Consider the following 22,839-nt stretch of genomic DNA (forward strand, 5'->3'; position numbering starts at 1 on the left):
GTCTAGCTATGCACATTATCAGCAGAAAGAGACTAAAAGAATTTTCGCAGCAGCATCCAAAATCTGAATCAAATCTAGAAACATGGTATAAAATTATTAATAAAGCCAAATGGGAAAACTTTGTTCAATTACGTCAAGTATTCCCATCTGCTGATTTAGTTGGAAATTTTACCGTTTTTAATATTAGTGGTAACAATTACCGACTCATCGCTTTAGTAGACTATCAATATCAAGAAGTGTATATTCGCCATATCCTTACCCATGCAGAATATGACAAACAAAATTGGAAACAAGACCCTTGGTACACCTAAAACTTATGTAGAATTAATTACCTCTTTTCCTCCCAGAAAAATTACCTCAGAGGAAGAATTAACCATCACTCAAAATATCATTGATTCTTTATTAGATCAAGAAAGGCTAACTCCTGACGAACGAGATTATCTGCATTTATTAGGGTTAGTAGTATCTGAATATGAAGAAGAAAATTATCCTGTAGCAGATATTTATGGAGTAGAATTATTAAAAGTATTAATGGCAGAATTGAATTTACAACCCAAAGATTTAATGCCAATTTTTGCCGATGAAACTATAATATCTGATATTTTGTCAGAAGAACAACCCCTAACTATTGAACAAATCGAGAAACTTAGTAATTTCTTTCATGTTTCTCCATCTGTGTTTTTAAAAAATGTTTAGTTGATGTAATGAATACTAATAATAATAGAAGAGTTTGATACTAAATATAGTAAATATAGTAAATATAAAAATCCCCGACTCCGCGAAGAAGTCGGGAATCTATTACACCAAAGCTGCTACCTTCCCCAACAAACCCTGAAATAAGCGCAAACCATCGCTATTACCTAACGCGGAATCTGCTGCTCTTTCTGGATGTGGCATCATGCCCAAAACATTGCCTTGAAGATTACAAATCCCCGCAATGTTGTTGAGTGAACCGTTGGGATTTTCTTGATAACGAAATAAAACTTGTCCGTTGGCTTCGATTTCTGCTAAAGTAGTTTCGTCACTGTAGAATCTCCCCTCTCCGTGTGCGATGGGTAAAGTGATGATTTCCCCTTCAAAATAACCTTGAGTCCAAGGTAAATTATTCCGCTCAACTTTCAAGGGAGAGCGATCGCAGATAAAATGCAAATCCTGATTTCTCGCCAATGCCCCAGGTAATAAACCAGCCTCAGTTAATACCTGAAACCCGTTACAAATACCGATGACAAATTTACCTTGTTGTGCATGGTTGATAACTTGCTGCATCACAGGAGAAAAGCGAGCGATCGCCCCACATCGTAAATAATCCCCATAACTAAAGCCACCGGGGACAATCACTACATCTATATCACTAATATCCGTCTCTTGATGCCAAATCATCCGCGTTGGTTGTCCTAGCAAATCTCTAGTCACATAGGCAACGTCGCGATCGCAATTAGAACCTGGAAAAACTAAAATACCGAATTTCATTGTTTGTCAGTTGTCAGTTGTCAGTTGTCAGGGAATAGGCAAAAGGTAATAATTTTCTCCATTACCAATTACCCATTACCCATTACCAATTACCAATTAGCAGTTTCAAAATACGCCAGTTTGTGATTCTACCTCAATCAAGTCAAAGCGATAATTTTCGATGACCGGATTAGATAACATTTGGTCACAGATTTGATTTAAGTCTCGACGTGCTTTCATTTCATCAGGTGCGACAATGGTTAACTCAATGTACTTACCAATTCTCACCTGTTCGACGTTGTCGTATCCCATTTGTTTGAGGCCAGATTGTACAGCCACACCAGCAGGATCTAAAACTGAAGTTCTCAGAGTCACGAAAATTTTAGCTAAATATTTTATTTGCACAGGCTTTTTGCTGAATGCTGCGATCGCTATCCTATAACTTTTCTGGTCTAACTGAGTGAAAATATAATCAGGAGTAGAAGTAATTCATGAATTACCCCTACCATAGATACAAATTTAACCAACATTTATGAGAGCCATACATACCCGTAGTCAAGAACGGATTTTAAACCTGTTACAAGATCTTAAACAAGGCATTTCCGCTCAAGAAATTTACATAGAACTACGTCATCTTAACCAAAACATGGGTTTAGCAACAGTTTATCGTTCCTTGGACGCTCTCAAATTAGAAGGCTTAGTGCAGGTGCGAACTTTGGCAAATGGTGAAGCCCTTTATAGCTTAGTACAACAAGATAAACACCATCTAACTTGTTTACAATGTGGTATTTCCATTCCTATTCATCAATGTCCTGTCCATGAACTCGAAAACCAATTGCAAACCAGTCATCAATTTAAAGTGTTTTATCACACTCTAGAATTTTTTGGACTGTGTACAAAATGTCAAGCTAAGGCTTAGGAATGAAAGAAGGAGTCGGGACTCACTTGAAAATCAGCATTAAACACCCTGTCAGCTTTTTTCTTGATGTGTGATAGTTAGGTTGCGGAAAATGGGTTCCATGACCGTTTGAATTTTTTGAGGATCAGGTTTTTTCCCACCCATTAAATCACCAAAATACACACAAGCAGCCTCACCTACAGCCCAAGTATAAGCACCTGCCCAGGAAACTGCGATCGCACTACCAAAACCGGGGATAAATTTAATTAATTCCCGTGACACTGCCTGGGCAATAAAACCACCTGCTATAGTGCTGACAATGCCTCCAGCTTGAGATGGTGTTACAGTCTGTCCATATAATTTACCCAACAATCCCACCATTGATACTTGTAATGCCGTTAAAACAGGCATAGTGATCCTGTAACCTTTTTTTCCAGGAATTATCATTACCTTGTTCGGTCATAAGTTCCACTCCCTACAATTTAGAGAATATTTTTAGAAACCCGACAGAGGGCGGGGAAACCCGACAGAGGGCGGGGAAACCCGACAGAGGGCGGGGAAACCCGACAGAGGGCGGGGAAACCCCGCCCCTACCTGCCCATTTCTAAAATCTTACTGGCGACTGGTTCTATTACCGGAGTTACTGATAAACGATTGCCTTTTTTCACTACCAATAATTCATCATCATTAAACTTAGCTTTGAGTGTTGATAGTGAAAGAGGATGATTGAAAACTTCGACAAATTCCACTTTTACAGTTTGCCAACGGGGGGATTCAAGAGTTGATTTAGCATCATAATATTTACTATTTATATCAAATTGTGTTGGGTCAGCAATACCTACTTCAACTATCCGCATTAAACCAAATATGCCGGGTGGTTCAGTGTTAGAGTGATAGAAAAAAGCTAGATCTCCTATTTGCATTTGCTTCAAGAAATTCCGGGCTTGATAATTACGTATACCGTCCCAAATTGTCTCACCTTGCTGTTGTAAGTTTGTAATACTATAAACTGCTGGTTCTGACTTCATTAACCAATAATTAATCGTATTCATTTAATAATTAATTCCATAATTTTAGAGACGTTACAGAGAACGCCTCTATATATACTAACTTGCTGCTAAATTACCCCAAGCAATATAAGGTAGTTTTGCTGCTGTTGCTTTTACCTGTTGGGCATTTGCTACTAACTGTCCGCAAGCATCCCAAGTTCCGGTAATAAAGGCGCTTCTTGTTCCTTCACTAATCCCAACTGAGGCAGTAAAATCACTAGTTTGCACTTGCAATTTTTCCAAATCTATGGTTGTAACTACTTGAGGATTGGTAGTAACTAATTCTTGCAGTTGTTTAACTGCTTCTGAATCAGCAGTTACGCATGGTATCCCCATTGCTACGCAGTTACCAAAAAAGATTTCCGCGAAGCTTTCACCAATCAGGGCTTTAATTCCCCATTTTGCCAGGGCTTGGGGTGCGTGTTCTCGTGATGAACCACAGCCAAAGTTGCGGTTAACTATGAGAATTTTTGCACCTTGATATTGGGGTAGATCAAATGGATGTTCACCGTTTAAGGCTTTTCTGTCGTCCACAAATACGCCTGATCCTAAGTCGTCAAAGGTGATGGCTTTTAAGTAGCGAGCGGGGATAATGCGATCGGTGTCTATGTCGTTACCGATGAGGGGAACGGCGTTACCGGATATTTGTTTTACTTCACTGACCATTGGTAATTGGTAATTGGTAATTGGTAATTGGTAATTGAAAAAACTCTTTTCTGTCACCTGTCACCTGTTCACTGTCACCTACAGTAGTTCACGCACGTCGGCGATTTCGCCTTTGATGGCGGCTGTGGCTACCATTGCAGGACTCATTAATAAGGTGCGACCGGAGGATGATCCTTGTCTGCCTTTGAAGTTGCGGTTGGAGGAGGAAGCGCTGATTTGTCTGCCTTGGAGTTTGTCGGGGTTCATAGCTAAACACATGGAACATCCTGGTTCTCTCCACTCGAAACCGGCGGCTTGGAAGATTTTATCTAGTCCTTCGGCTTCGGCTGCTTTTTTGACTCTTTCTGAACCGGGGACTACGAAGGCTTTTATACCTTTTGCAACTTGGCGACCTTGGGCAATTTTGGCGGCTTCTCTCAGGTCGCTGATGCGTCCGTTGGTGCAGCTACCAATGAAGCAGACATCTATTTTTGTGCCTTGGATGGGTTGACCGGGATAGAGATCCATGTAGCGGTATGCTTCTTCGGCGATGAAGCGGTCTTCTTCTAGGAGTTCGGCGGCTGTGGGGACTTTTTCATCTACACCAATTCCCTGACCTGGTGTAATTCCCCATGTGACTGTGGGGGGAATATCTTCCGCATTAAATACTACGATATCATCATATTCTGCATCAGCATTACTACTGAGGGAATCCCACCAAACAATGGCTTGTTCCCAGTCTGCACCTTGGGGAGCAAAGTCTCTATTTTGCAGGTAATCGTAAGTAATATCATCGGGGTTGACGTATCCGCATCGCGCTCCACCTTCTATGGCCATGTTACAAACGGTCATCCGTTCTTCCATGTTCATCTGGGTAAAGGTTGTTCCAGTAAATTCGTAAGCGTACCCTACTCCACCTTTAACGCCTAGAGTACGGATGATATGCAATATTACGTCTTTGGCATAAACTCCAGGTTTTAAGTTGCCATTAACTTCGATTTTGCGGACTTTGAGTTTTGATAATGATAGGGTTTGGGAGGCGAGAACGTCTCTAACTTGGCTTGTACCGATACCAAAAGCGATCGCCCCAAATGCACCATGACTTGATGTATGGCTATCTCCACAAGCGATGGTCATTCCTGGTTGTGTTAGTCCCAATTCAGGGGCGATGACGTGAACTATGCCTTGATTTCCTGAACCAATATTGTAAAAAGTTATGTCATTTTCTTGACAACTCTTTTCCAATGCCTGAATCATTTCTTCGGCCATGCTATCCACAAAGGGACGGGCTTGGTTTTCTGTGGGCACGATATGATCAACTGTGGCTATTGTCCGTTGTGGAAATAATACTTTTAAATCCCGCTCCTTGAGCATTGCAAAGGCTTGGGGACTGGTAACTTCATGAATAAGATGTAGTCCAATAAATAGTTGCGTTAATCCTGATGGTAATGTACCAACGGTGTGTAAGTCCCAAACTTTGTCAAATAGTGTACCCTTGCTCATACATCAATCTACATTAAAGGAGTCGGACTTCCGATTGTATCAGAAATTTGGTGGCAATGGAATTTTAGAAATCTAGCTGCTGATAGTGGTTAACAAAAAAAATATATGACGGGTTGTCATATTTGGCATTGATTGTATTTAAAATGAAATGAGAACAATAAACATACTTCCACAGGACAGAACCATGAAATCTATCGCAGCAACTTTGCGACGCTTGAGCCTAGCTGTATTAACAGTTATTGTAATTTTTGGTAGCTTTGCAGTATTCACTCCTACTGCATCTGCGGAAACATATCAAGTTAAGTTGGGTACTGATAAAGGCTTGTTACAATTTCAACCCAAAAAATTGACTGTTAAGCCCGGTGACACAATTGAATGGAAGAATAACAAAGTTCCTCCCCACAACGTTGTCTTTGATGCTAAGAAGAATCCCAATAAGGATGCTGCTTTGGCAAAATCTTTGTCCCACAAGAAGTTATTATTGAGTCCTGGACAAACCAAAACCACCGTTATTCCTGCTGATGCTGCTCCTGGTGCATACACATTCTATTGTGAACCTCATCGTGGTGCTGGTATGGTTGGTCAAATTATTGTTGAAGGTTAATATATGCCACGAACCATCCTTGTTAATGTACAGAGATGGTACAGTGGCTATCAGCGAATCACTAAGAGGGTGTTTGAAAAACTAACCCTGGCGACTAGAAGTCGCGGCTACACAGACAAAACCCACCTATTCCTTCGGAACGCTACGCGAACGTGGGTTAAGAACCTTGATTTTGTCTTGGTCCACGTATCCCTTACGAGACCGCAGGAATAGGTGGACTTGGTTTGTGTAGTCGCGATTTACAATCGCCGGAAACTTTTCAAACACCCTCTAAGGAACATCAATAGGAATCAGACCATTTTCTGGAACATAACCAGAAAAACAACCATCATCAGAAGACACCAAAATCAACCGCAGAGGATAATCTGGAGGGACTCGCAAATCAGCCCAAGGTACTGCTATTTCTAAACAAGAATCTAACGCAACTTGGGCGCGAGAGGCACGGGGATACCATAGATAATTATCTCCTGCTGCTCGAAACTGCACCGATTGACTGAGTAAATTAACTTCTAAATGATGGTGAAATAGATAATTCAAAGGTGCGCTGTCTGGTACTTCGGCTAGAGGTATGGAACTATTTACCATTGTCCTATCTGGATAATACCAAAATAGGTGTAAATCTGGAGGTATATCTTTGCCGGGAACAGCGCCAGTTTTAAAATCTACTCGCACATAAAAATTCAAATGGTCTACCCCATACCATAAACGTTGGATAGTGCTGCTATTGTGCATAGTTCCTCTAGCACCACCAACTTCAATCCGCCCAGCTTTATCCCAATCCTGTTCATCACCTTTACCATCTATGAAAGGATGAATAAAGCCCTGTGGTTTATGGTCTGAACGGGCTTCATGAATTTCCAGCGGAGTGTGCAGATATGGAGGTATGGGTTCATTTAAGGCTTTGTAAATGCCATAGAGATGTTCCCGAAACAATTGGTCAAAAATGGCATCTTGGTTGGAAGAATGTCCCTCTCCAAACCACCAAAACCAGTCTGAACCTTCAGCCGCATACAAAGCTTCCCAAGCTGCGGGGTTGTTTTCTTCTGTGGCTTCGGGATGATTTGCTAAGACTTGTCTAGCTGCGGTGAGGTAGTCCCAGGCGCGGTTTTTGACGGGATCTCCGATCCATGTGGTAAAATTGCCGTCTACCCAAGAACCACTATGGAGTTGTCCAGCGGGAATAGTGGCGGTGGGTGGGTGTTTTTCAATGAATTCGGAAACGGTGACAAGTTTGATATGGGGTTCATTGCTCAAACTTTCATACAATGTTTCCAAGAAGTCTTTTCCGTCGTGGGGATAAAATTCCCAACAATTTTCCCCGTCTAGGGCAATTGTCACTAACCAAGGTTGACCATCGTTACTTTCTTTTTGTTGTTTAGAAATTGCTTGCAAATGTCCAACTAAATCCGCTGCTGCTTTCTTTGCCGGCATCGCACTGTATGTAAAGCCAATTAAATCTGATAATCTATGATCACGGAAAACAATCGCTACCTCACCAGCGGCAGTTTGCAAACGATAGGGACGATAGAGCAATTCTGGTTCTTGGACATTTCCCGCAGCGTCACGATGAAAGAAGTGTTTTAATGACCAGCCTAAAACCGCTTCATCTGAGCAAATCCACTTAAAGCCTTGTTTAATAATATACGGCAAAATTCCTGGACTAACGGACTGTTCCGAAGGCCATAAACCTCTCGGTTCTTGCCTAAACCTATCTATATATAAATCCCAGGATTTTTGTAAATGCCGAGGTATATCTTCCACCCACTGAAACCGCTGTTTGGGTAATGTCATCTGCGGCACAGCTACCCGTCCGGCGTTAGTATCAGCTAAGAGGGGTAAAATCGGGTGAGTGTAGGGTGTAGTGGTAACTTCCAGTTGTCCACTGTCCTGCATTTTCCGATGTTGGGGAATAATCTGACTAAGAATTTGCCGCTGTTTGGAATAAATGCGTTGGCGATCGCCTAAACTAAAATTACGTCCTTGTGCTAACCAAGCTGCTATTTCCGGGTCATGCCAAAACAAAGGATCAATCCAAGCTAAATTATGCCAAGCTAATAAATCCCCATAATCTGACAACTGCCAATTTGCTAAACACCAATTTTGTCCCTGTTCCTGTCTTTGATAATATAACTGGGCATAACGAGGATGGGGATCAATCAAAGTATGATGATTAGCATCAAAGAAATGTTGAACAATAAACTCCTTCTGTTCACGGGTCAACTTTTCTACAGGAGTCAAACTAGCAGTTAAATAAGGGTCAAAAGCCGTACCCGCAACATAATCTTCTATTTGCAATATTAATGAAGGCACTAAATTCACCGTTTGGTGCAATTTAGGATACTTCTCTAACAATAATATTAAATCTAAATAATCCTTAGTCCCATGTAACCGTACCCAAGGCAAGCGATATTGTTGACTAGTCACCAAAGAACTACCATTTTCAGGAGACTTGTACAACGGTTGATGTTGATGCCAGATAAACGCAACGTGCAGAGGATGAGACATAGATTATGTAAAATAGGTGACAGGGGACAGGTGACAGGTTACAGGTGACAGGGGATAGGTGACAGGGGATAGGTGACAGGTGACAGGTGACAGGGGACAGGGGACAGGGGACAGGGGACAGGTTACAGGGGATAGAGAATAGGGGATAGAGAATAGGGGGAGGGGGCAGGGAAAAATATTAATCTTGCTTTTTCCTCTTCTTTCTTAAATGTCACCTGTCACCTGTCAACTGTCACCTAGTTCCCTAAAAAGGCAATTTCTCGAATAAACCTAATGACAGACTAATTAGGAAACCAAGAATGCTAATAACGACAAGGATTGTTAGCATATAGCCTTGGGATTGACCAGAAATGCTGTATTTTAAACTTTGTCCGCTAAAAATCGCAGCAAAGCCGACTAAGTTCACTAGACCATCTACCAAAAAGCGATCGCTCCACGCGGATATCCTCGATAACAGCGCCACAGCACTTACAATCGTTAAGCGATAAATGCGGTCTATGTAAAAATCATAGCCTAATAAGTCTTGTATAAGTCGCCAAATCAAAATTCTCGATCTTGACCAAGCCTTGTGCAGATAAATTGTTGCGCCAATAGTCACCCCAGCAATGGTAGAAGCTACTAAAGATCCGACTACATACCAATCTAGGCTTTCCCAGCTAGGTAATAAATACCATTGCTGTAGCATCAGGGGTAATAATAGCGTCAGGATAGTTAAAGTCACCATTGGTAATGCCATTGGCCAGGCAACTTCTGGAGCGCGACGGGTTTTTGGTTGGGGTTGTCCCCAAAAAACTAACCGGAATACCCTAGTTAAATTCAAAGCCGTTAAGCCGTTAACTAAGATTAAAACCACAATTACCCAAGGGCTAATTTTTACTAAGCCGTCAGCCCAAGCTAACATTGCCCAAAAACTGCCCAAGGGTAATAGTGTTACCATACCTGCCGAACCGACTATAAAAGCTGTGGTAGTAGCTGGCATTTTTGACCACAAACCCCCCATTTCCGTTAGATCTTGGGTTTGGGTAGTGTAGATAACTGAACCAGAACTCATGAATAATAAGGCTTTGGCAATAGCATGACTCAGGAGTAACATTAACGCCACTCCACCTTGTTCCAAGCCTACCGCCAAAAATACTAATCCCATGTAAGCACTGGTGGAATGGGAGAGCGATCGCTTAATATCAATTTGGGCTAGAGATACCAATGTCGCCCCCACCGCTGTCATTATCCCCACAACCACCAAAGTATTTAAGGCAATAGGGGACAAATATAATAATGGTTGGACTTTGTAGAGGAAATAAGCACCCCCAGCTACCACCAACGAATTCCGCATCACCGAAGCCGGGTTGGGTCCCTCCATTGCCTCATCTAACCACAAATGCAGGGGAAATTGAGCGCACTTACCAGCAGGACCGGCAATTAAACCCAAACAGAGCAAGGTTGATGTCACAGGGTTTAAATCAGCGGTTTGCGCCCACTCATACAAATCCGAAAAGTTTAAACTACCCGCTAAAGTAGAAAGAGTCACCACAGCCATTAGCAGCAATAAATCACCTACCCGCTTTGTTAAGAAGGCATCTCGCGCCGCCGTCACTACCAACGGTTGAGCATACCAAAATCCCACCAGTAAATAAGTCGAAAGGGTGAGAACTTCCAGCAAAGCATAGCTGAGAAACAAAGAATCACTAATTGCTAGACCACTCAGAGCAGCTTCAAAAAATCCGACTAGACCAAAAAATCTGGCTAAAGACCAATCTTTTTCCATGTAGCCTAGGGCGTAAATTTGCGCCAATAGACTTAATCCAGTAATTAAAACTGTCGCCCCAACACTGACTACGGAAATTTCCAAGGCAAAAGATAATTGAAAATCAGCAGCTTGAAACCAAGTAATTACTAAATTTGCCTGTTCTCGATTCCAGATATCTTTAAATACTAATAAACTATGGAAAAAACCTAAGATGGTAGTCAATAAATTCAAGTAAGCCGCAGGTCTAGGTCCGGTACGCTGGATGATTCCTATACTCCAAGGCAAAGTCAAAATTGCCCCTAGTAAACTATAAAGAGGCACAAAGCAACTCGTTAAAAATAGAAACTCGTTCATCTAATATTTTCCTTAACAACTCAGTTCCGATTCTCTTAAGCAGCCTTTAAATAATCATTTGCTCAAAAAGCAATATCTTTGCGAAAATCTATGTTTTCTTAACTTTTTTTAGCTCAATATGCCTAAGCACATTTACTTTAGATTAGCCTATTATTGAGCCATTAAATATAATTTAACATCTTAGATATGCTAATAATTTTTGAACAACATTTTTTTTTATTTTTCTGCTTCTTTTAAATTTGTTTTTTAAGTACGTTGGTAAAATTTGCAGATTTTTACCCACTATTTATGGCAACAGCGAATTACAGGAAAGATATGGCCAGTAGCCCGTCCGTCCCATATATAGCACTCACCAATCCTTCCCATCAAAGAATTAGCTTGGACTATGAACTATAGTAGTTCTCAAAGTGATAAAGAAATTATAAAGCATAAGTTGTCACTCTAGGGATCAGTGAATTTTAATCTCATAAAAGACCGTATGAACTTTTGTTAACTTTTTTTAATATATTTTATTACAAACTATTATAGTAATTTATGTTGCCAGGGATGCCAAGGTTTCCTATGCTTAAATGTGGCAGTATTTTCGGATCAGGATGAGCATCCCCGTCCAAAATTTCCACCCATAGTTCTAATTCGATTAAATTTTGAGGAGTTCTGCGATGCCAATTGCAGTTGGAATGATTGAAACTAAAGGCTTTCCCGCAGTAGTAGAAGCTGCTGACGCCATGGTGAAGGCTGCCCGTGTGACTTTAGTAGGATATGAAAAAATTGGTAGCGCTCGGGTTACAGTTATTGTGAGAGGAGATGTTTCTGAAGTTCAAGCTTCAGTAGCAGCCGGCATTGAAGCAGCTAAAAGAGTCAACGGTGGTGAAGTGGTATCTACCCACATCATTGCCCGTCCTCATGAAAACCTAGAATATGTCTTGCCAATTCGTTATACAGAAGCTGTAGAACAGTTCCGGGCTTAGTCTAATTACTGTTTAAACGAAAAACATTAACGGGGCTGCTGGCTTGAGTTTAAATCTGGTACAAGTAAAAATTTAATTTAAGGACAAAAACAAATGTCAATTGCAGTAGGAATGGTAGAGACTCTAGGCTTTCCAGCCGTAGTGGAAGCTGCTGATGCGATGGTAAAAGCTGCTCGTGTTACCTTGGTTGGTTATGAAAAAATCGGTAGTGGTCGGGTAACAGTTATCGTTCGTGGTGATGTTTCCGAAGTTCAAGCTTCCGTAGGTGCTGGAGTAGAATCAGTTAAGCGCGTCAACGGTGGACAAGTCCTATCCACCCACATCATTGCTCGTCCCCACGAAAACTTGGAATATGTCCTCCCCATTCGTTATACCGAAGATGTAGAACAATTCCGGGAAGGTGTTAACACAATCCGCCCTTTCGGTAGAAGACCATAATTAATAATGCAAATTGCCAGAGTTCGTGGCACAGTAACTAGCACCCAAAAAGATCCCAGTCTGCGGGGTGTGAAGCTACTAATGTTGCAATTAATAGATGAAAATGGCAATCTCCTGCCAGTATACGAGGTAGCCGCCGATAACAGTGTAGGGGCAGGAGTAGACGAGTGGGTACTTGTCAGTCGTGGCAGTGCGGCTCGGCAATTATCAGGTAATGAACAACGACCCTTAGACGCAGCAGTAGTGGCAATTATAGACACCATTTACGTTGAAGATCGTGTAATTTACAGCAAAAAAGACCAGTATAGATAGTCAGGGAATAGGGAACAGGTGACAGGTGACAGGTGACAGGTGACAGGGAACAGAGAAGAAGTAAAAACTGACCACTGACCAATAACCACTGACAACTGACCACTGACAACTGACCACTAATAACTGACAAAAAGCTTATTTCAGGAGGAATCTCGCAATGGTAGTCCGCAGCACGGCGGCACCCCCAACCCCATGGTCAAGGAGTTTAGCAGAACCAAAAATCCATGAAACTGCGTTTGTCCACTCTTCTTGTAACCTCATTGGTGATGTCAATATAGGTGCAAATGTCATCGTAGCTCCCGGTACTTCGATTAGAGCAGATGAAGGAACACCTTTTTGTATTGGTGAAAATACCAATATTCAAGATGGTGTCGTCATTCACGGGTTGGAGCAAGGCCGAGTCATCGGTGATGATGGCAAGGAATACTCAGTATGGGTTGGCAAACGTGCTTCCATTACCCACATGGCACTCATTCATGGACCCGCTTACGTTGGCGATAGTTGTTTTATCGGCTTTCGTTCTACCGTATTTAATGCCAGAGTGGGCGCAGGCTGCATAGTGATGATGCACGCCTTAATTCAAGATGTGGAAATCCCACCGGGTAAATACGTAGCTTCTGGATCAATAATTACTACCCAGCAGCAGGCGGACAGGTTGCCAGATGTACAAGCACAGGATCAAGAATTTGCTCACCATGTAGTAGGGATTAATCAGGCTTTAAGGGCTGGTTATCACTGTGCTGCGGATAGCAAGTGTATTGCGCCCATTCGGGATGAACTTAATCTTTCCGGTGCTAAATCTTATACAAGTATTGAAGTTGAAGAGTTAGAAAGGAGTAGTGACGTGGCGAGCTATAGCTTGGGTGCAGAAACAGTAGATCAATTACGTTATCTACTAGAACAAGGATTTAAAATTGGCACAGAACACGTAGACCAAAGACGTTTCCGTACAGGTTCTTGGCAAAGTTGTCAAGCAATTGAAACTCGGTCTTTAGGTGAAGCTGTTGCGGCTGTAGAATCTTGTTTGCGAGATCACAGTGGCGAATATGTGCGCCTTTTTGGTATTGACAACAATAGAAGACGGGTATTAGAAACTATTGTTCAACGTCCTGATGGGGTAGTTGCTGGTACATCTAGCTTCAAAGCTCCTGCGGCTGCATCTACTAGTAGCTACAACGGTAATGGCAATGGTAACAGTGTTGGTAGTGCCAAACTGAGTGCCGAAACTGTAGATCAAATCCGTCAACTTTTGGCTGGAGGTTTCAAAATTGGTACAGAACACGTAGATGAGCGCCGCTTCCGTACTGGTTCTTGGAATAGTTGTGAACCAATTCAATCTAATTCCACTCAGGCAGTTGTTTCTGCTTTGGAAGAGTGTATAGAAACTCATCAAGGTGAGTATGTACGTTTGATTGGGATTGATACCAAGGCTAAACGCCGTGTCTTAGAAACAATTATCCAAAGACCAAACGGACAAGTAACATCTTCTGGTAGCACCAAATCATTTACCAGTACAGGTTCAAGTTCTGCAACTGCTACGGCGACAGCTACTAGCACCAGTTTAACTGCGGAAATAGTAGGTCAATTGCGCCAACTGTTATCCAGTGGAGCAAAAATTGCGGTGGAACACGTAGATCAACGCCGTTTCCGTACAGGTACTTGGACAGTTGCAGGTCAAATTCAGGCTACATCTGAAAGAGAAGCGATCGCTGCCTTAGAAGGATACGTATCTGAATACCCAGGCGAATATGTACGCTTAGTTGGGACTGACCCCAAAGCCAAACGCCGCGTCTTAGAAGCAATTATCCAACGTCCATAAGAGGCAGGGAGCAGGGAGCAGGAGGCAGGAGGCAGGATGCAGGGAGCAGGGAGCAGGGAGCAGGGAGCAGGGAGCAGGGGAGAAATTTTCTTCATTCTTCCTTCTTCCTTCTTCCAAGTAACCACTGACAACTGACAACTGACAACTGACAACTGACAACTGACAACTGACAACTGACAACCAACAACTGACCATTTCCGGCTTCCGAGGTAATAAATTCCATGTCTGTATCGCTGCTACGCCTGGGCGATAGATTTGATGCTCATATTCATGGCGACGTAATTATTCATCCCAGTGCAGTCATAGCTCCTGGGGTAATTTTACAAGCAGCTACTAACAGTAAAATTGTAATTGGGGCTGGAGTATGCCTGGGTATGGGGTCAATTCTCCAAGTAAGTGAGGGTATTCTAGAAATAGAAGCAGGAGCAAACCTGGGAGCCGGTTTCTTGATGGTTGGTGAAGGCAAAATTGGGGCTAATGCTTGTATTGGTGCAGCTACAACGGTTTTTAACTGTTCCGTAGCACCAGGACAAGTTATTCCCTCTGGTTCAATTTTGGGAGATACTAGTCGGCAGATTGTTGAACCGTCAGCAGTCCAACCAGAATCTACCAATTCTCAACCAGAGAAACCAGAGGAAGCAGCCGAAAACCTAGAATCTTCTCATTTTCAACCACAGAAACCAGAGGCACAGGAAAAAGCATTTTCCTCAACTCAACTCTCGGTTGCAGCTTTTCTGGAGTTTAAACACCAATCCACGCCTGTATCGCCACCTTCACCTACACCGAAAAGCCAGTCTCCACCAGAGTCAGAAACGCCTGTGGCTAGTAATTCTACGCCCATTGAAACCCCGCTACCAGAGTCTCCAGAAACCACTTCCGAAGACTTAGAACCTGGCGATTCTGATCTAGAAACTCACAACATTTTTGGTACGCAAATCTATGGACAAGGTAGCATAAATAGGCTACTGAGTACATTATTTCCCCATAGACAATCCTTGGGTCACGAAAACTCTCACAATTCTTCAGGTTAAGTGTTAAGTATGAAGTATGAACGTAAGTCCATATTGAAATGCTAGTTTTCATTCTGCTGTGATTGAAGACGCTATACGAACCTTATCCCGGAAAATTCAGATGGAAACATATAATCAAAGTGCTTTGAGCAATATTCATGCACCACGTCGCCGTGATAGCCTCAAAGACACTGCTTTAGGTTTAGTCTCGACTCTCAGTTTTCCCGCTATAGTTGGCACGGCTGACATGATGTTAAAGTCGGCTGGAGTCCACTTAGTTGGCTATGAAAAAATTGGTAGTGGTCATTGTACAGCAATCGTCCGAGGTGGCATTGCTGATGTCCGTTTGGCTGTGGAAGCTGGTGTACAAACGGCTGAACAGTTTGGACAGTTGGTTTCTAGTTTGGTAATTGCCCGTCCTTATGCTAATTTAGATATAATTCTACCTATTAACCGTCTGACTCGATTTATGGGAAATGGTGGATACAGCCGTTTGAGTAATCAAGCGATTGGGTTGGTAGAAACTCGCGGATTTCCCGCTATGGTGGGTGCTTGTGATGCCATGCTTAAAGCTGCTGATGTCCAGTTAGCATCTTATGAAAAAATTGGTGCTGGTTTGTGTACGGCAATTATTCGCGGTTCGGTGGCTAATGTGGCTGTAGCTGTGGAAGCGGGGATGTTTGAGGCGGAACGCATTGGTGAGTTAAATGCCGTAATGGTGATTCCTCGTCCTTTAGATGAGTTGGAAGAAACTTTGCCTGTGGCTAGTTGCTGGGTGGAAGAACGCCAACCAGTTAATATACCTATTAATATTAAAGATAAAATAACAGATGTGGAAGCGGTAGAGTTGCCTGATTTGGCGAAACTGCCTGTGAGAGTTAAGGAAGAAATTTGGAATGATGAATAATATCTAGGACTTACGCACTGTACAAATTAACCATCATGTGGATGAACGAGATTTGGTCGTTTCCGGTTTTGCGGATGAAGTCTAGATAAATAGCGATCAGCCTTGATTTGTAGATTGGGTTGTGGAACGTAAACCTATCCCTGCGGGACACTGCGTGAACGCCAAGCAATTAAGTAGTCGGACAAAATTAAATTCACTCGTTGAGAGAGGGAACTCTTAACTGGGATCAGGGAACAGAAAAATCAGTTGTGCAATTAATTCTGTTCCATTACTTAAAATGGAGTTATGACAACTAGCGAAATTATCACCAAGGTGGACTATCTCCGCATCAGTTTAATTGATCGCTGCAATTTTCGTTGTCAATACTGTATGCCATCGGATACAGAACTTGATTATATTGTCAAGGAACAATTGTTGACTGATGAAGAACTGCTTACCCTCATTCAAGAAGTATTTATCCCTGTCGGTTTTACCCGCTTTCGCTTAACTGGTGGTGAACCTTTACTCCGTCCCCACTTAGTTGATTTAATTGAAAAAATTGCTCATTTTCCTCAAACTGAAGATCTAGGAATGACTACAAATGGATTTTTACTCGCTCCCATTGCCCAAAGTCTTTATGATGCAGGTTTAAAAAGAATTAATATCAGTTTAGATTCTTTAGATCCACATATATTTGAAGAAATTATCGGTAATCATGGGCGTGGACGTTGGCAACAAGTATGGCAAGGTATCCAAACCGCGTATAATGTAGGATTTGACCCGTTAAAATTAAATGTAGTAGTAATTCCCGGCGTTAATGACCATGAAATTTTAGATTTAGCTGCTTTAACTATTGATAAACAATGGCACGTTCGATTTATTGAATTTATGCCGATTGGTAACGGAGAATTATTTGAAAATCGCGGTTGGATATCTTCAGCCGATTTACGTCAATCCATCCGACAACGTTGGGGCTTGACAGAATCCCAAATTCGTGGTAATGGACCTGCCGATGTATTTCAAATTCCTGGGGCTAAAGGTACAATAGGATTTATTAGCCAAATGTCAGAATGTTTTTGCGATCGCTGTAACCGGATGCGTCTGAGCGCCGATGGTTGGCTACGTCCCTGCTTATTAAACGAAACAGGTCAAATTGACTTAAAAACAGCTTTACGTACTGGTATTAGCGCCACCGACCTACAAATACAAGTCAGAGAAATTTTAAATATCAAATCAGCAATAAACTTTAAGCAACGCGACTCTGGTACTGTCGGCACATACACCCGTACCATGTCGCAAATTGGCGGCTAGTACCGCAAGGCGGAAGTCAAAAATCAAAAGTCAAAAGTCAAAAGTAATATTGAGCAAGCTTTTTGACGATTAAGAATGGCTGGTTTATTTACTCCGTGCTGTAGGAGTCATTAGTCAGTTGTTCGTTGTCAGTTGTTGCTTTTTTAATAACCACTGACCACTGACCACTGACCACTGACTATTACGCTTGACGTGAGTAGTATTCCACCACGAGTAGTTCATTAACTTGTAATGCTACCCATTCCCGTTCAATTACACCATTGACCTTACCGGCCAACTTAGTTTTATCAAACTCTAAATGACTAGGAAGGTTAGCCAAACCGGGATATTGCAAGTTAGCTTCCACCAACTTCTTAGAAGCTTCTCTGTTTCTCACAGCCACTTCTTCACCAGGACGACATTGATAGCTGGCAATATTTACTGGTTTGCCATTAACAGTTACATGACCGTGATTTACCAATTGACGGGCGGCGGGGATTGTCGGAGCCATACCCATGCGGAAAACGGTATTATCCAGGCGCATTTCTAACAATTGCAGCAACACCTGTCCTGTAGAACCAGATACTCGTCTAGCTTTACGGACATAACGCAGCATTTGTTTTTCAGTTAAACCGTAGTTCATCCGGAGTTTTTGCTTTTCCTCTAAACGGATAGCATACTCAGAGCGCTTTTTACGGTTTTGACCATGTTGTCCAGGGGGATAAGCACGTCTAGCACTCTTCCGAGTTAAGCCTGGTAATTCGCCTAAACGACGGACAATTCTGAGGCGGGGTCCTCTATATCGGGACATGAGTTTCCTTAATTTAATCCTTCTAAAATTTTATTCAGACCTACCATTATGGCATATTTCCCAAAAGCATGGACATTTTATAGCTAAATTGTCTTTTATTCACCGCTAATATTCACAAGCAATCAATCCGTTGAATTCACCACTTTTCGGGGGATTTTTGCGGAAAAGCACCGACATTCCTTGATGGTAGAAAATTGGGACTAGATTCTACGGTAGCATAACCTTGGTGGAATCGAAACCGGTTATGTTAACAAGCGAAAAAAAATGAGTAACTTTGGGAACAAAAAAAACAATTATTCCTTCAGAGGATTTACAGCATCATTTATAACTATAGGTGGATTACTAATCAGTAGTTTACCTGCTCTGGCTGTTACCGATTCCTACGAGAATGACTATCGAGTTTGTGCTGCCCAACTTTTGAGTGTGGGAGTTACAGCTACATCAGCATCTCAAAGTTGTGCTTCGGCAATTCGCCCACGAGAGTTATCCTCATGTGTAGCAAAAATTCATAAGCTTACACAAATCACACCTGTGGATGCCCTTTCTTCCTGTCGTCAGAGTCGCAGTCCACAGGATTTAGCAACCTGTGTAGTTAGCATTAGTAAAAGTTATCAGGGTTCAGAAAATCTAGCTACCTTAACATCCTGTGGTCGCAGTTTGTTACCAGTAACCTTTGCTGAGTGTGTAGTTGGTTTACGTCGGGAAATTGATTTGAGTCCTGTTCAAGCATTAAATACTTGTATTAGTGCCAGTGAAGGATCTAGTGGTTTTGGTGCCGTGTCTACAAAGCCATTGGGTTTTAACCCCAAGCCGGAGACTTTCGCCTTGACCCTCAACTTCCATGAGTAAATAGATTTACAACGTAGGGTTGGTAAATATGCCACCCTACGCAACATAAAAATTTTGTTTTCTATTCATCTTTATTACCAACAACCATCTGCAAGATAATCGGAACTCCGCCTTCTTTGTGATATTTATCACCCCAAGACCGAATAATTTCATCTAGTTCCTCCATTGCTGGCTCAATCCAATCAGGTGGAATATCCAATTCTTCCACAGCCCGCATTGTGTTTGGCTTGCGCTCTGCCCAATATTTCATCATGCGGAAATACCGGGCCGTGTCCTCGACCATTGTGTATGTACGTTCTTGGTCATCGGCTGGAGCATAGAACGGACGGGTGAGAGCATAAAAGGGCATTCCCCAGGGACAATCAATGCGTGTTACCGTTCCTGAATACAGTAGACGACGCTTAATATGTTCGGCTAATGCTTCACTTAAGGGCATCTGATGGCCAGGGGGTAGGTCTTCCTGCGATCGCTTATGGAGAAAGTCAATTAACTCCATAAATTCAAATGAGGTAACTAATTTGGCATCAGGAAGATTGGCTGGGAGCTTTTGCTCAATTTGTTTTTTCTCGTCACTGGTCAAACTTGTACCGGGGACGCGGGATCTTCCTGGTATCCAAGGATACTTTTCCATCCAGACATAGGGAAGTTGAATCAGATAGCGCGGTTCTTGTGAACCTAGCATTTTGAGCAGTTTGCCTTCAGTTAAAGCAAGTCTGACTTCTTCAACAATGATTTTTACTCGTTTTGGCTCAAGGTGGTGCAAATGACCGGTCATTCGCAGGTTTTGTCCTTGCTCTAGATAGGTCATGTAAATTGCACACTTGGCTGCTGTTGCGGCTGCATCTAAAAATGCTCCATGCCTATGGCCACTTGTACGCATAGCACTAAAGGCCAGATAAAGCATGATCTGATCCATCGCACTAGGTCCAAGACGCTTGATCAGATCGATGTCGTTGGTCATATTCTACAGACGGATAAATGGCTTGTTTACAAGTGTGATATTGAAATCAAATTACGGATTATACACCCAGTTGGATACAAATATTTTAAATCTAAACCTAAAATTACTGTTTGACTCGGGAATTTTTAGGCGGTAAATATTGAGGGTGTAAATTGACAGTTTCTCCCATCAGACTAGCTAACCCCTTCCCCTGGTATGACTCAAAGACTTTAGATACTCAGGGTGTTGGGATGCAGGGGGTATAGGATAGGACGGAGGAACCCTAGATGATTTTCGTTTTGTATCTAAGGACTCATTATAACTGCCTATTCCTGAAATATCTATATATTTTTCCAAGAAGTTTTCCAGAAGTTTTTTGCTGATAACTCTATATAACAGGAGTCAGAAGTCAGGAGTCAGAGAAAAAAGAAAATTCCCCACTCCCCTCCCTACTCCCCCAACCTCCTCCACTCCCCCAACTCCCCCTACTCATTTAGATGGTTGTAGCTGATTAGGTGTTTTTTTCCAGCCAATACTCGCTGCACCAAGGGTCACTAAGATAACTCCGATGACTTGGACAATATCTAGAGATTCTTGCAGCAGGATCCCGGCGAAAATTACGGTTAAAATCGGGACTGTAGCTCCAATTAAAGAGGAGAATGGAGACCCTAGTTTACGAATGCCAAAATTATTGAATAAGTAACTGCACAAAGTTAAAACACCTAATATAAACGCACTTAATACCAGTTCAAGGACATTAGATGAGCTAATTGCTAAACCTAAATTACCGGGTAATGGAATTATTAAGCAGATAAAACTCAATAACAACATGGTGGTGAAGTTAATTAAAGTCAAAGATACGGGATGTAACTTGAGTTTAGTAGCACATATCCTGGTGAGAATGACGTAAATTGCAAATGATACCCCGGATAGAATGGCTGTGGTGCTGCCTAATGAGGTGTTATTCACCCCTGTAGACTGACTACCTAAAACTAATAATTCACCGCAAAAAATTGCTGCCATTGCTCCAGTAACTAGTAGATTAGGACGTTCCTGAAATAGAAACCAGGACAGAAACACGCTCATAACTGGATAGATAAAGAAAAGAGCGATCGCCATTCCTGTTCTGACTTCACCAATAGCAATGTAAATAAATACCTGGGATAAAAATAATAAACAACCGCTAATTACTGACAAAAATAGAACTTGTTTAGTTTTGTTCTCAGTAGGCGTTGCATTGGCTTTGAACGAGGCAAATAAATTTTCTAATTCTTGCCAAATAGGAGGATGTAATATAGGCGATGAAAGTAACATTAATGGCACAACCACTAATAAACGTAGCATCAAAATCAAGAAAATATTCCCCAATGTCGGAAAGATTAACTGCTGTGTTGGCAATCCTCCCAAAGGATTAGAAGCCGTAAAGAAAATCGCTTTAATTGCTACGTTGTAAAGAGACGAAACCACTGTAGATAAAGCAATAAACAGGAAACCTATCTGCAACTGTGACCAATTAGGAGATGTCCGGGATCTTTGTTGTCTGGGAGTTATTTGTTGTTTAGGTATGATTGGTTGTTCAGGTGTTGTTGCTTGTCTAGGAGTTGTTTCCCGTCTTAATTTTGGTGTTGGCGGTCTTCCTGTGGGTAAATTAGGAGTTAAAACAGAAAGTGGTTCAGGTTTTGCATCTCCCAGAGAAGGTGCTGTTAATACCTTAGAAGTCAAAATAGCACCAAGTTCAGAATTTTGATCTTCTGATGATCTATCTGAACTTAGGAAAGAACTAGATTCAGATGTTTTGTTGTCCGGTATGACTGTTGGTAAATCTGAACTTACGAAAGAACTAGATTCAGATGTTTCATTGTCCGGTATGACTGTTGGTAAATCTGAACTTAGGAAAGAACTGGGTTTAGGAGTGTTATCTATTGGTGAAGATAATATAACCGCATTGGCGGCTGATGTAGAATCACTGGGTGCTGATTCATGAGGAATCAAAGCCACCGGTTCAACCATGATTCTTTGTGGAGATTTTTCCGAAGAACCATTTTGATGAGTTATGGCTTCGCTACGCAGATTCTCAGATAGTTGTAAGACTGTAGGTGCGCCGCCTGTTGTTGTTTTGACGGAGTTAGCATCTGGATTTTTTTCTACTTCACTTCGCAGACGACTGACAAATTCTGCTAGTATCGCTTCCCCTTGCTGCTGTTGGCTATACATCCGTGACAACTGTTGGGAAAGTTCACCTTGATAGTTTTTAAGTTCTTGTAATAGTGAATTAAAGGCAACAGTTACCGTATCATCTAGACTGCCTAGCATATTAGTGACATTCTGTCCGATTTCATTAATAGCATTATTGTTTAATTGAGTATTTTGCAGCCCAGATGGATCAGAGGAGTCATGCTCTAGGGCTTGAGTAGCTAAAGTTTTCAGTGAGGATTGTAATTGGGAAGATATATGTTTGGCTAAAACTTCTGCTAATTGGCGGATTAATACCTGCTGTTCAGTAATTTGCCGTGATTGTTGGAGATTTTCTTTTTCCTCAATTAACCTTTGAATATCGCCAGATAAGCGATTTTTTTCAGTTTCTAGCCGTTTTACGTCTTCCTGCAACGACCTCAGCAGATTTTGTTGAAGATTTTCTAGATCTTCAACTACATCCCATAGAGCATTTTCTGCGGCTCTGGATAGCTCACCTCTAATGCGTGGGTTTTCTGGTCGCTTCTCAAATCGCCCCATCGGTTTCTAGCCTCTAACACCTTGATGAT

23 protein-coding genes and 1 pseudogene are annotated in these 22,839 nt (G+C 41.9%); 12 read left to right on the plus strand and 12 right to left on the minus strand.

The features are described from left to right. Positions 1-8: 8 nt before the first annotated feature. The gene (locus IQ226_RS10275; RefSeq protein WP_193895099.1) at positions 9-311 is read left to right on the plus strand and encodes a type II toxin-antitoxin system HigB family toxin; all 303 of its coding nucleotides are present in this window, start codon (positions 9-11) and stop codon (positions 309-311) included. Beyond that, a complete protein-coding gene (locus IQ226_RS10280; RefSeq protein WP_193895101.1) occupies positions 271-696 on the plus strand; it encodes a type II toxin-antitoxin system HigA family antitoxin in 426 nt (141 codons plus the stop codon). The genes IQ226_RS10275 and IQ226_RS10280 overlap by 41 nt, the downstream gene beginning before the upstream one ends. A gap of 102 nt (positions 697-798) precedes the next feature. Here the strand turns inward: IQ226_RS10280 and purQ are convergent, their stop codons facing one another. After that, positions 799-1,470, minus strand: a complete 672-nt coding sequence (gene purQ, locus IQ226_RS10285; RefSeq protein WP_193895102.1) for a phosphoribosylformylglycinamidine synthase subunit PurQ — start codon at positions 1,468-1,470, stop codon at positions 799-801. 105 nt (positions 1,471-1,575) lie between these two features. Further along, entirely contained in the window at positions 1,576-1,854 is a 279-nt protein-coding gene (purS, locus tag IQ226_RS10290) for a phosphoribosylformylglycinamidine synthase subunit PurS (protein WP_168504069.1), read from the minus strand. 127 nt (positions 1,855-1,981) lie between these two features. Here purS and IQ226_RS10295 point away from each other — a divergent pair, with 127 nt between their 5' ends. Further along, positions 1,982-2,368 carry a Fur family transcriptional regulator gene (locus tag IQ226_RS10295; RefSeq protein ID WP_193895103.1) on the plus strand — a complete coding sequence of 129 codons (387 nt, stop codon included), beginning with the start codon at positions 1,982-1,984 and terminating at the stop codon, positions 2,366-2,368. 51 nt (positions 2,369-2,419) lie between these two features. Here the strand turns inward: IQ226_RS10295 and IQ226_RS10300 are convergent. From IQ226_RS10300 to leuC, 4 genes and pseudogenes are all read right to left on the minus strand, one after another. Continuing rightward, positions 2,420-2,761 (minus strand): annotated as a pseudogene (locus IQ226_RS10300) (YcjF family protein); the annotation flags it as partial. A gap of 176 nt (positions 2,762-2,937) precedes the next feature. Further along, complete coding sequence (locus IQ226_RS10305) at positions 2,938-3,399, minus strand: EVE domain-containing protein (protein ID WP_193895104.1); 462 nt, start codon at positions 3,397-3,399, stop codon at positions 2,938-2,940. Positions 3,400-3,453: 54 nt separating this feature from the next. Then, a complete protein-coding gene (gene leuD, locus IQ226_RS10310; RefSeq protein WP_193895154.1) occupies positions 3,454-4,062 on the minus strand; it encodes a 3-isopropylmalate dehydratase small subunit in 609 nt (202 codons plus the stop codon). Positions 4,063-4,140: 78 nt separating this feature from the next. Further along, positions 4,141-5,544, minus strand: coding sequence for a 3-isopropylmalate dehydratase large subunit (leuC, locus tag IQ226_RS10315; RefSeq protein WP_193895105.1), 1,404 nt, complete (start codon positions 5,542-5,544; stop codon positions 4,141-4,143). Positions 5,545-5,728: 184 nt separating this feature from the next. On the opposite strand from leuC, the gene petE reads away from it, so the two are divergent. Continuing rightward, the gene (gene petE / locus IQ226_RS10320) at positions 5,729-6,148 is read left to right on the plus strand and encodes a plastocyanin (RefSeq protein WP_039201212.1); all 420 of its coding nucleotides are present in this window, start codon (positions 5,729-5,731) and stop codon (positions 6,146-6,148) included. A 270-nt stretch (positions 6,149-6,418) separates the two neighbouring features. On the opposite strand, the gene IQ226_RS10325 is transcribed toward petE, so the two are convergent. Both IQ226_RS10325 and IQ226_RS10330 read right to left on the minus strand, forming a co-directional pair. Then, positions 6,419-8,653, minus strand: a complete 2,235-nt coding sequence (locus tag IQ226_RS10325; protein ID WP_193895106.1) for a glycoside hydrolase — start codon at positions 8,651-8,653, stop codon at positions 6,419-6,421. Between the two features lie 244 nt (positions 8,654-8,897). After that, positions 8,898-10,754, minus strand: a complete 1,857-nt coding sequence (locus tag IQ226_RS10330; protein ID WP_193895107.1) for an NAD(P)H-quinone oxidoreductase subunit F — start codon at positions 10,752-10,754, stop codon at positions 8,898-8,900. Between the two features lie 659 nt (positions 10,755-11,413). Between IQ226_RS10330 and IQ226_RS10335 the strand changes: the two genes are divergently transcribed. The 4 genes from IQ226_RS10335 (at position 11,414) to IQ226_RS10350 (ending at position 14,291) form a co-directional block, all read left to right on the plus strand. Continuing rightward, the gene (locus IQ226_RS10335; protein WP_027401081.1) at positions 11,414-11,722 is read left to right on the plus strand and encodes a carbon dioxide-concentrating mechanism protein CcmK; all 309 of its coding nucleotides are present in this window, start codon (positions 11,414-11,416) and stop codon (positions 11,720-11,722) included. 93 nt (positions 11,723-11,815) lie between these two features. After that, a complete protein-coding gene (locus tag IQ226_RS10340; RefSeq protein WP_015080435.1) occupies positions 11,816-12,160 on the plus strand; it encodes a carbon dioxide-concentrating mechanism protein CcmK in 345 nt (114 codons plus the stop codon). A gap of 6 nt (positions 12,161-12,166) precedes the next feature. Further along, a complete protein-coding gene (locus tag IQ226_RS10345; protein ID WP_015080436.1) occupies positions 12,167-12,472 on the plus strand; it encodes a EutN/CcmL family microcompartment protein in 306 nt (101 codons plus the stop codon). A gap of 157 nt (positions 12,473-12,629) precedes the next feature. Beyond that, positions 12,630-14,291, plus strand: a complete 1,662-nt coding sequence (locus tag IQ226_RS10350; RefSeq protein ID WP_193895108.1) for a ribulose bisphosphate carboxylase small subunit — start codon at positions 12,630-12,632, stop codon at positions 14,289-14,291. A gap of 91 nt (positions 14,292-14,382) precedes the next feature. On the opposite strand, the gene IQ226_RS25575 is transcribed toward IQ226_RS10350, so the two are convergent. Beyond that, a complete protein-coding gene (locus tag IQ226_RS25575) occupies positions 14,383-14,514 on the minus strand; it encodes a hypothetical protein (RefSeq protein WP_255539957.1) in 132 nt (43 codons plus the stop codon). Between IQ226_RS25575 and IQ226_RS10355 the strand changes: the two genes are divergently transcribed. From IQ226_RS10355 to moaA, 3 genes are all read left to right on the plus strand, one after another. Then, positions 14,513-15,322, plus strand: coding sequence for a transferase (locus IQ226_RS10355; RefSeq protein WP_168466353.1), 810 nt, complete (start codon positions 14,513-14,515; stop codon positions 15,320-15,322). The two genes, IQ226_RS25575 and IQ226_RS10355, sit on opposite strands and share 2 nt — an antisense overlap. Before the next feature lie 100 nt (positions 15,323-15,422). Continuing rightward, the gene (locus IQ226_RS10360; RefSeq protein ID WP_168466354.1) at positions 15,423-16,208 is read left to right on the plus strand and encodes a BMC domain-containing protein; all 786 of its coding nucleotides are present in this window, start codon (positions 15,423-15,425) and stop codon (positions 16,206-16,208) included. A gap of 303 nt (positions 16,209-16,511) precedes the next feature. Continuing rightward, a complete protein-coding gene (moaA, locus tag IQ226_RS10365; RefSeq protein WP_193895156.1) occupies positions 16,512-17,498 on the plus strand; it encodes a GTP 3',8-cyclase MoaA in 987 nt (328 codons plus the stop codon). A gap of 181 nt (positions 17,499-17,679) precedes the next feature. On the opposite strand, the gene rpsD is transcribed toward moaA, so the two are convergent. Then, positions 17,680-18,288, minus strand: a complete 609-nt coding sequence (rpsD, locus tag IQ226_RS10370) for a 30S ribosomal protein S4 (protein ID WP_096668263.1) — start codon at positions 18,286-18,288, stop codon at positions 17,680-17,682. Between the two features lie 264 nt (positions 18,289-18,552). On the opposite strand from rpsD, the gene IQ226_RS10375 reads away from it, so the two are divergent. Continuing rightward, positions 18,553-19,137, plus strand: coding sequence for a hypothetical protein (locus IQ226_RS10375; protein ID WP_193895109.1), 585 nt, complete (start codon positions 18,553-18,555; stop codon positions 19,135-19,137). A gap of 61 nt (positions 19,138-19,198) precedes the next feature. Here IQ226_RS10375 and hetR read toward each other — a convergent pair whose 3' ends face one another. Both hetR and IQ226_RS10385 read right to left on the minus strand, forming a co-directional pair. Beyond that, complete coding sequence (gene hetR, locus IQ226_RS10380; RefSeq protein WP_193895110.1) at positions 19,199-20,098, minus strand: heterocyst differentiation master regulator HetR; 900 nt, start codon at positions 20,096-20,098, stop codon at positions 19,199-19,201. A 468-nt stretch (positions 20,099-20,566) separates the two neighbouring features. Then, complete coding sequence (locus tag IQ226_RS10385) at positions 20,567-22,810, minus strand: EamA family transporter (protein ID WP_193895112.1); 2,244 nt, start codon at positions 22,808-22,810, stop codon at positions 20,567-20,569. Between the last annotated feature and the right edge of the window lie 29 nt (positions 22,811-22,839).

This window comes from Dolichospermum sp. LEGE 00240 (assembly GCF_015207875.1).
GTDB lineage: Bacteria > Cyanobacteriota > Cyanobacteriia > Cyanobacteriales > Nostocaceae > Dolichospermum > Dolichospermum gracile.

Coding starts and splice junctions, on each gene's coding strand:
- IQ226_RS10360 (WP_168466354.1), top strand. CDS start 15,423: ATGGAAACATATAATCAAAGTGCTTTGAGCAATATTCATGCACCACGT.
- IQ226_RS10330 (WP_193895107.1), bottom strand. CDS start 10,754: ATGAACGAGTTTCTATTTTTAACGAGTTGCTTTGTGCCTCTTTATAGT.
- IQ226_RS10340 (WP_015080435.1), top strand. CDS start 11,816: ATGTCAATTGCAGTAGGAATGGTAGAGACTCTAGGCTTTCCAGCCGTA.
- IQ226_RS10280 (WP_193895101.1), top strand. CDS start 271: ATGACAAACAAAATTGGAAACAAGACCCTTGGTACACCTAAAACTTAT.
- IQ226_RS10305 (WP_193895104.1), bottom strand. CDS start 3,399: ATGAATACGATTAATTATTGGTTAATGAAGTCAGAACCAGCAGTTTAT.
- IQ226_RS10345 (WP_015080436.1), top strand. CDS start 12,167: ATGCAAATTGCCAGAGTTCGTGGCACAGTAACTAGCACCCAAAAAGAT.
- IQ226_RS10385 (WP_193895112.1), bottom strand. CDS start 22,810: ATGGGGCGATTTGAGAAGCGACCAGAAAACCCACGCATTAGAGGTGAG.
- IQ226_RS25575 (WP_255539957.1), bottom strand. CDS start 14,514: ATGGAATTTATTACCTCGGAAGCCGGAAATGGTCAGTTGTTGGTTGTC.
- purQ (WP_193895102.1), bottom strand. CDS start 1,470: ATGAAATTCGGTATTTTAGTTTTTCCAGGTTCTAATTGCGATCGCGAC.
- IQ226_RS10295 (WP_193895103.1), top strand. CDS start 1,982: ATGAGAGCCATACATACCCGTAGTCAAGAACGGATTTTAAACCTGTTA.
- leuC (WP_193895105.1), bottom strand. CDS start 5,544: ATGAGCAAGGGTACACTATTTGACAAAGTTTGGGACTTACACACCGTT.
- IQ226_RS10355 (WP_168466353.1), top strand. CDS start 14,513: ATGTCTGTATCGCTGCTACGCCTGGGCGATAGATTTGATGCTCATATT.
- IQ226_RS10275 (WP_193895099.1), top strand. CDS start 9: ATGCACATTATCAGCAGAAAGAGACTAAAAGAATTTTCGCAGCAGCAT.
- petE (WP_039201212.1), top strand. CDS start 5,729: ATGAAATCTATCGCAGCAACTTTGCGACGCTTGAGCCTAGCTGTATTA.
- rpsD (WP_096668263.1), bottom strand. CDS start 18,288: ATGTCCCGATATAGAGGACCCCGCCTCAGAATTGTCCGTCGTTTAGGC.
- IQ226_RS10335 (WP_027401081.1), top strand. CDS start 11,414: ATGCCAATTGCAGTTGGAATGATTGAAACTAAAGGCTTTCCCGCAGTA.
- IQ226_RS10350 (WP_193895108.1), top strand. CDS start 12,630: ATGGTAGTCCGCAGCACGGCGGCACCCCCAACCCCATGGTCAAGGAGT.
- IQ226_RS10325 (WP_193895106.1), bottom strand. CDS start 8,653: ATGTCTCATCCTCTGCACGTTGCGTTTATCTGGCATCAACATCAACCG.
- hetR (WP_193895110.1), bottom strand. CDS start 20,098: ATGACCAACGACATCGATCTGATCAAGCGTCTTGGACCTAGTGCGATG.
- leuD (WP_193895154.1), bottom strand. CDS start 4,062: ATGGTCAGTGAAGTAAAACAAATATCCGGTAACGCCGTTCCCCTCATC.
- IQ226_RS10375 (WP_193895109.1), top strand. CDS start 18,553: ATGAGTAACTTTGGGAACAAAAAAAACAATTATTCCTTCAGAGGATTT.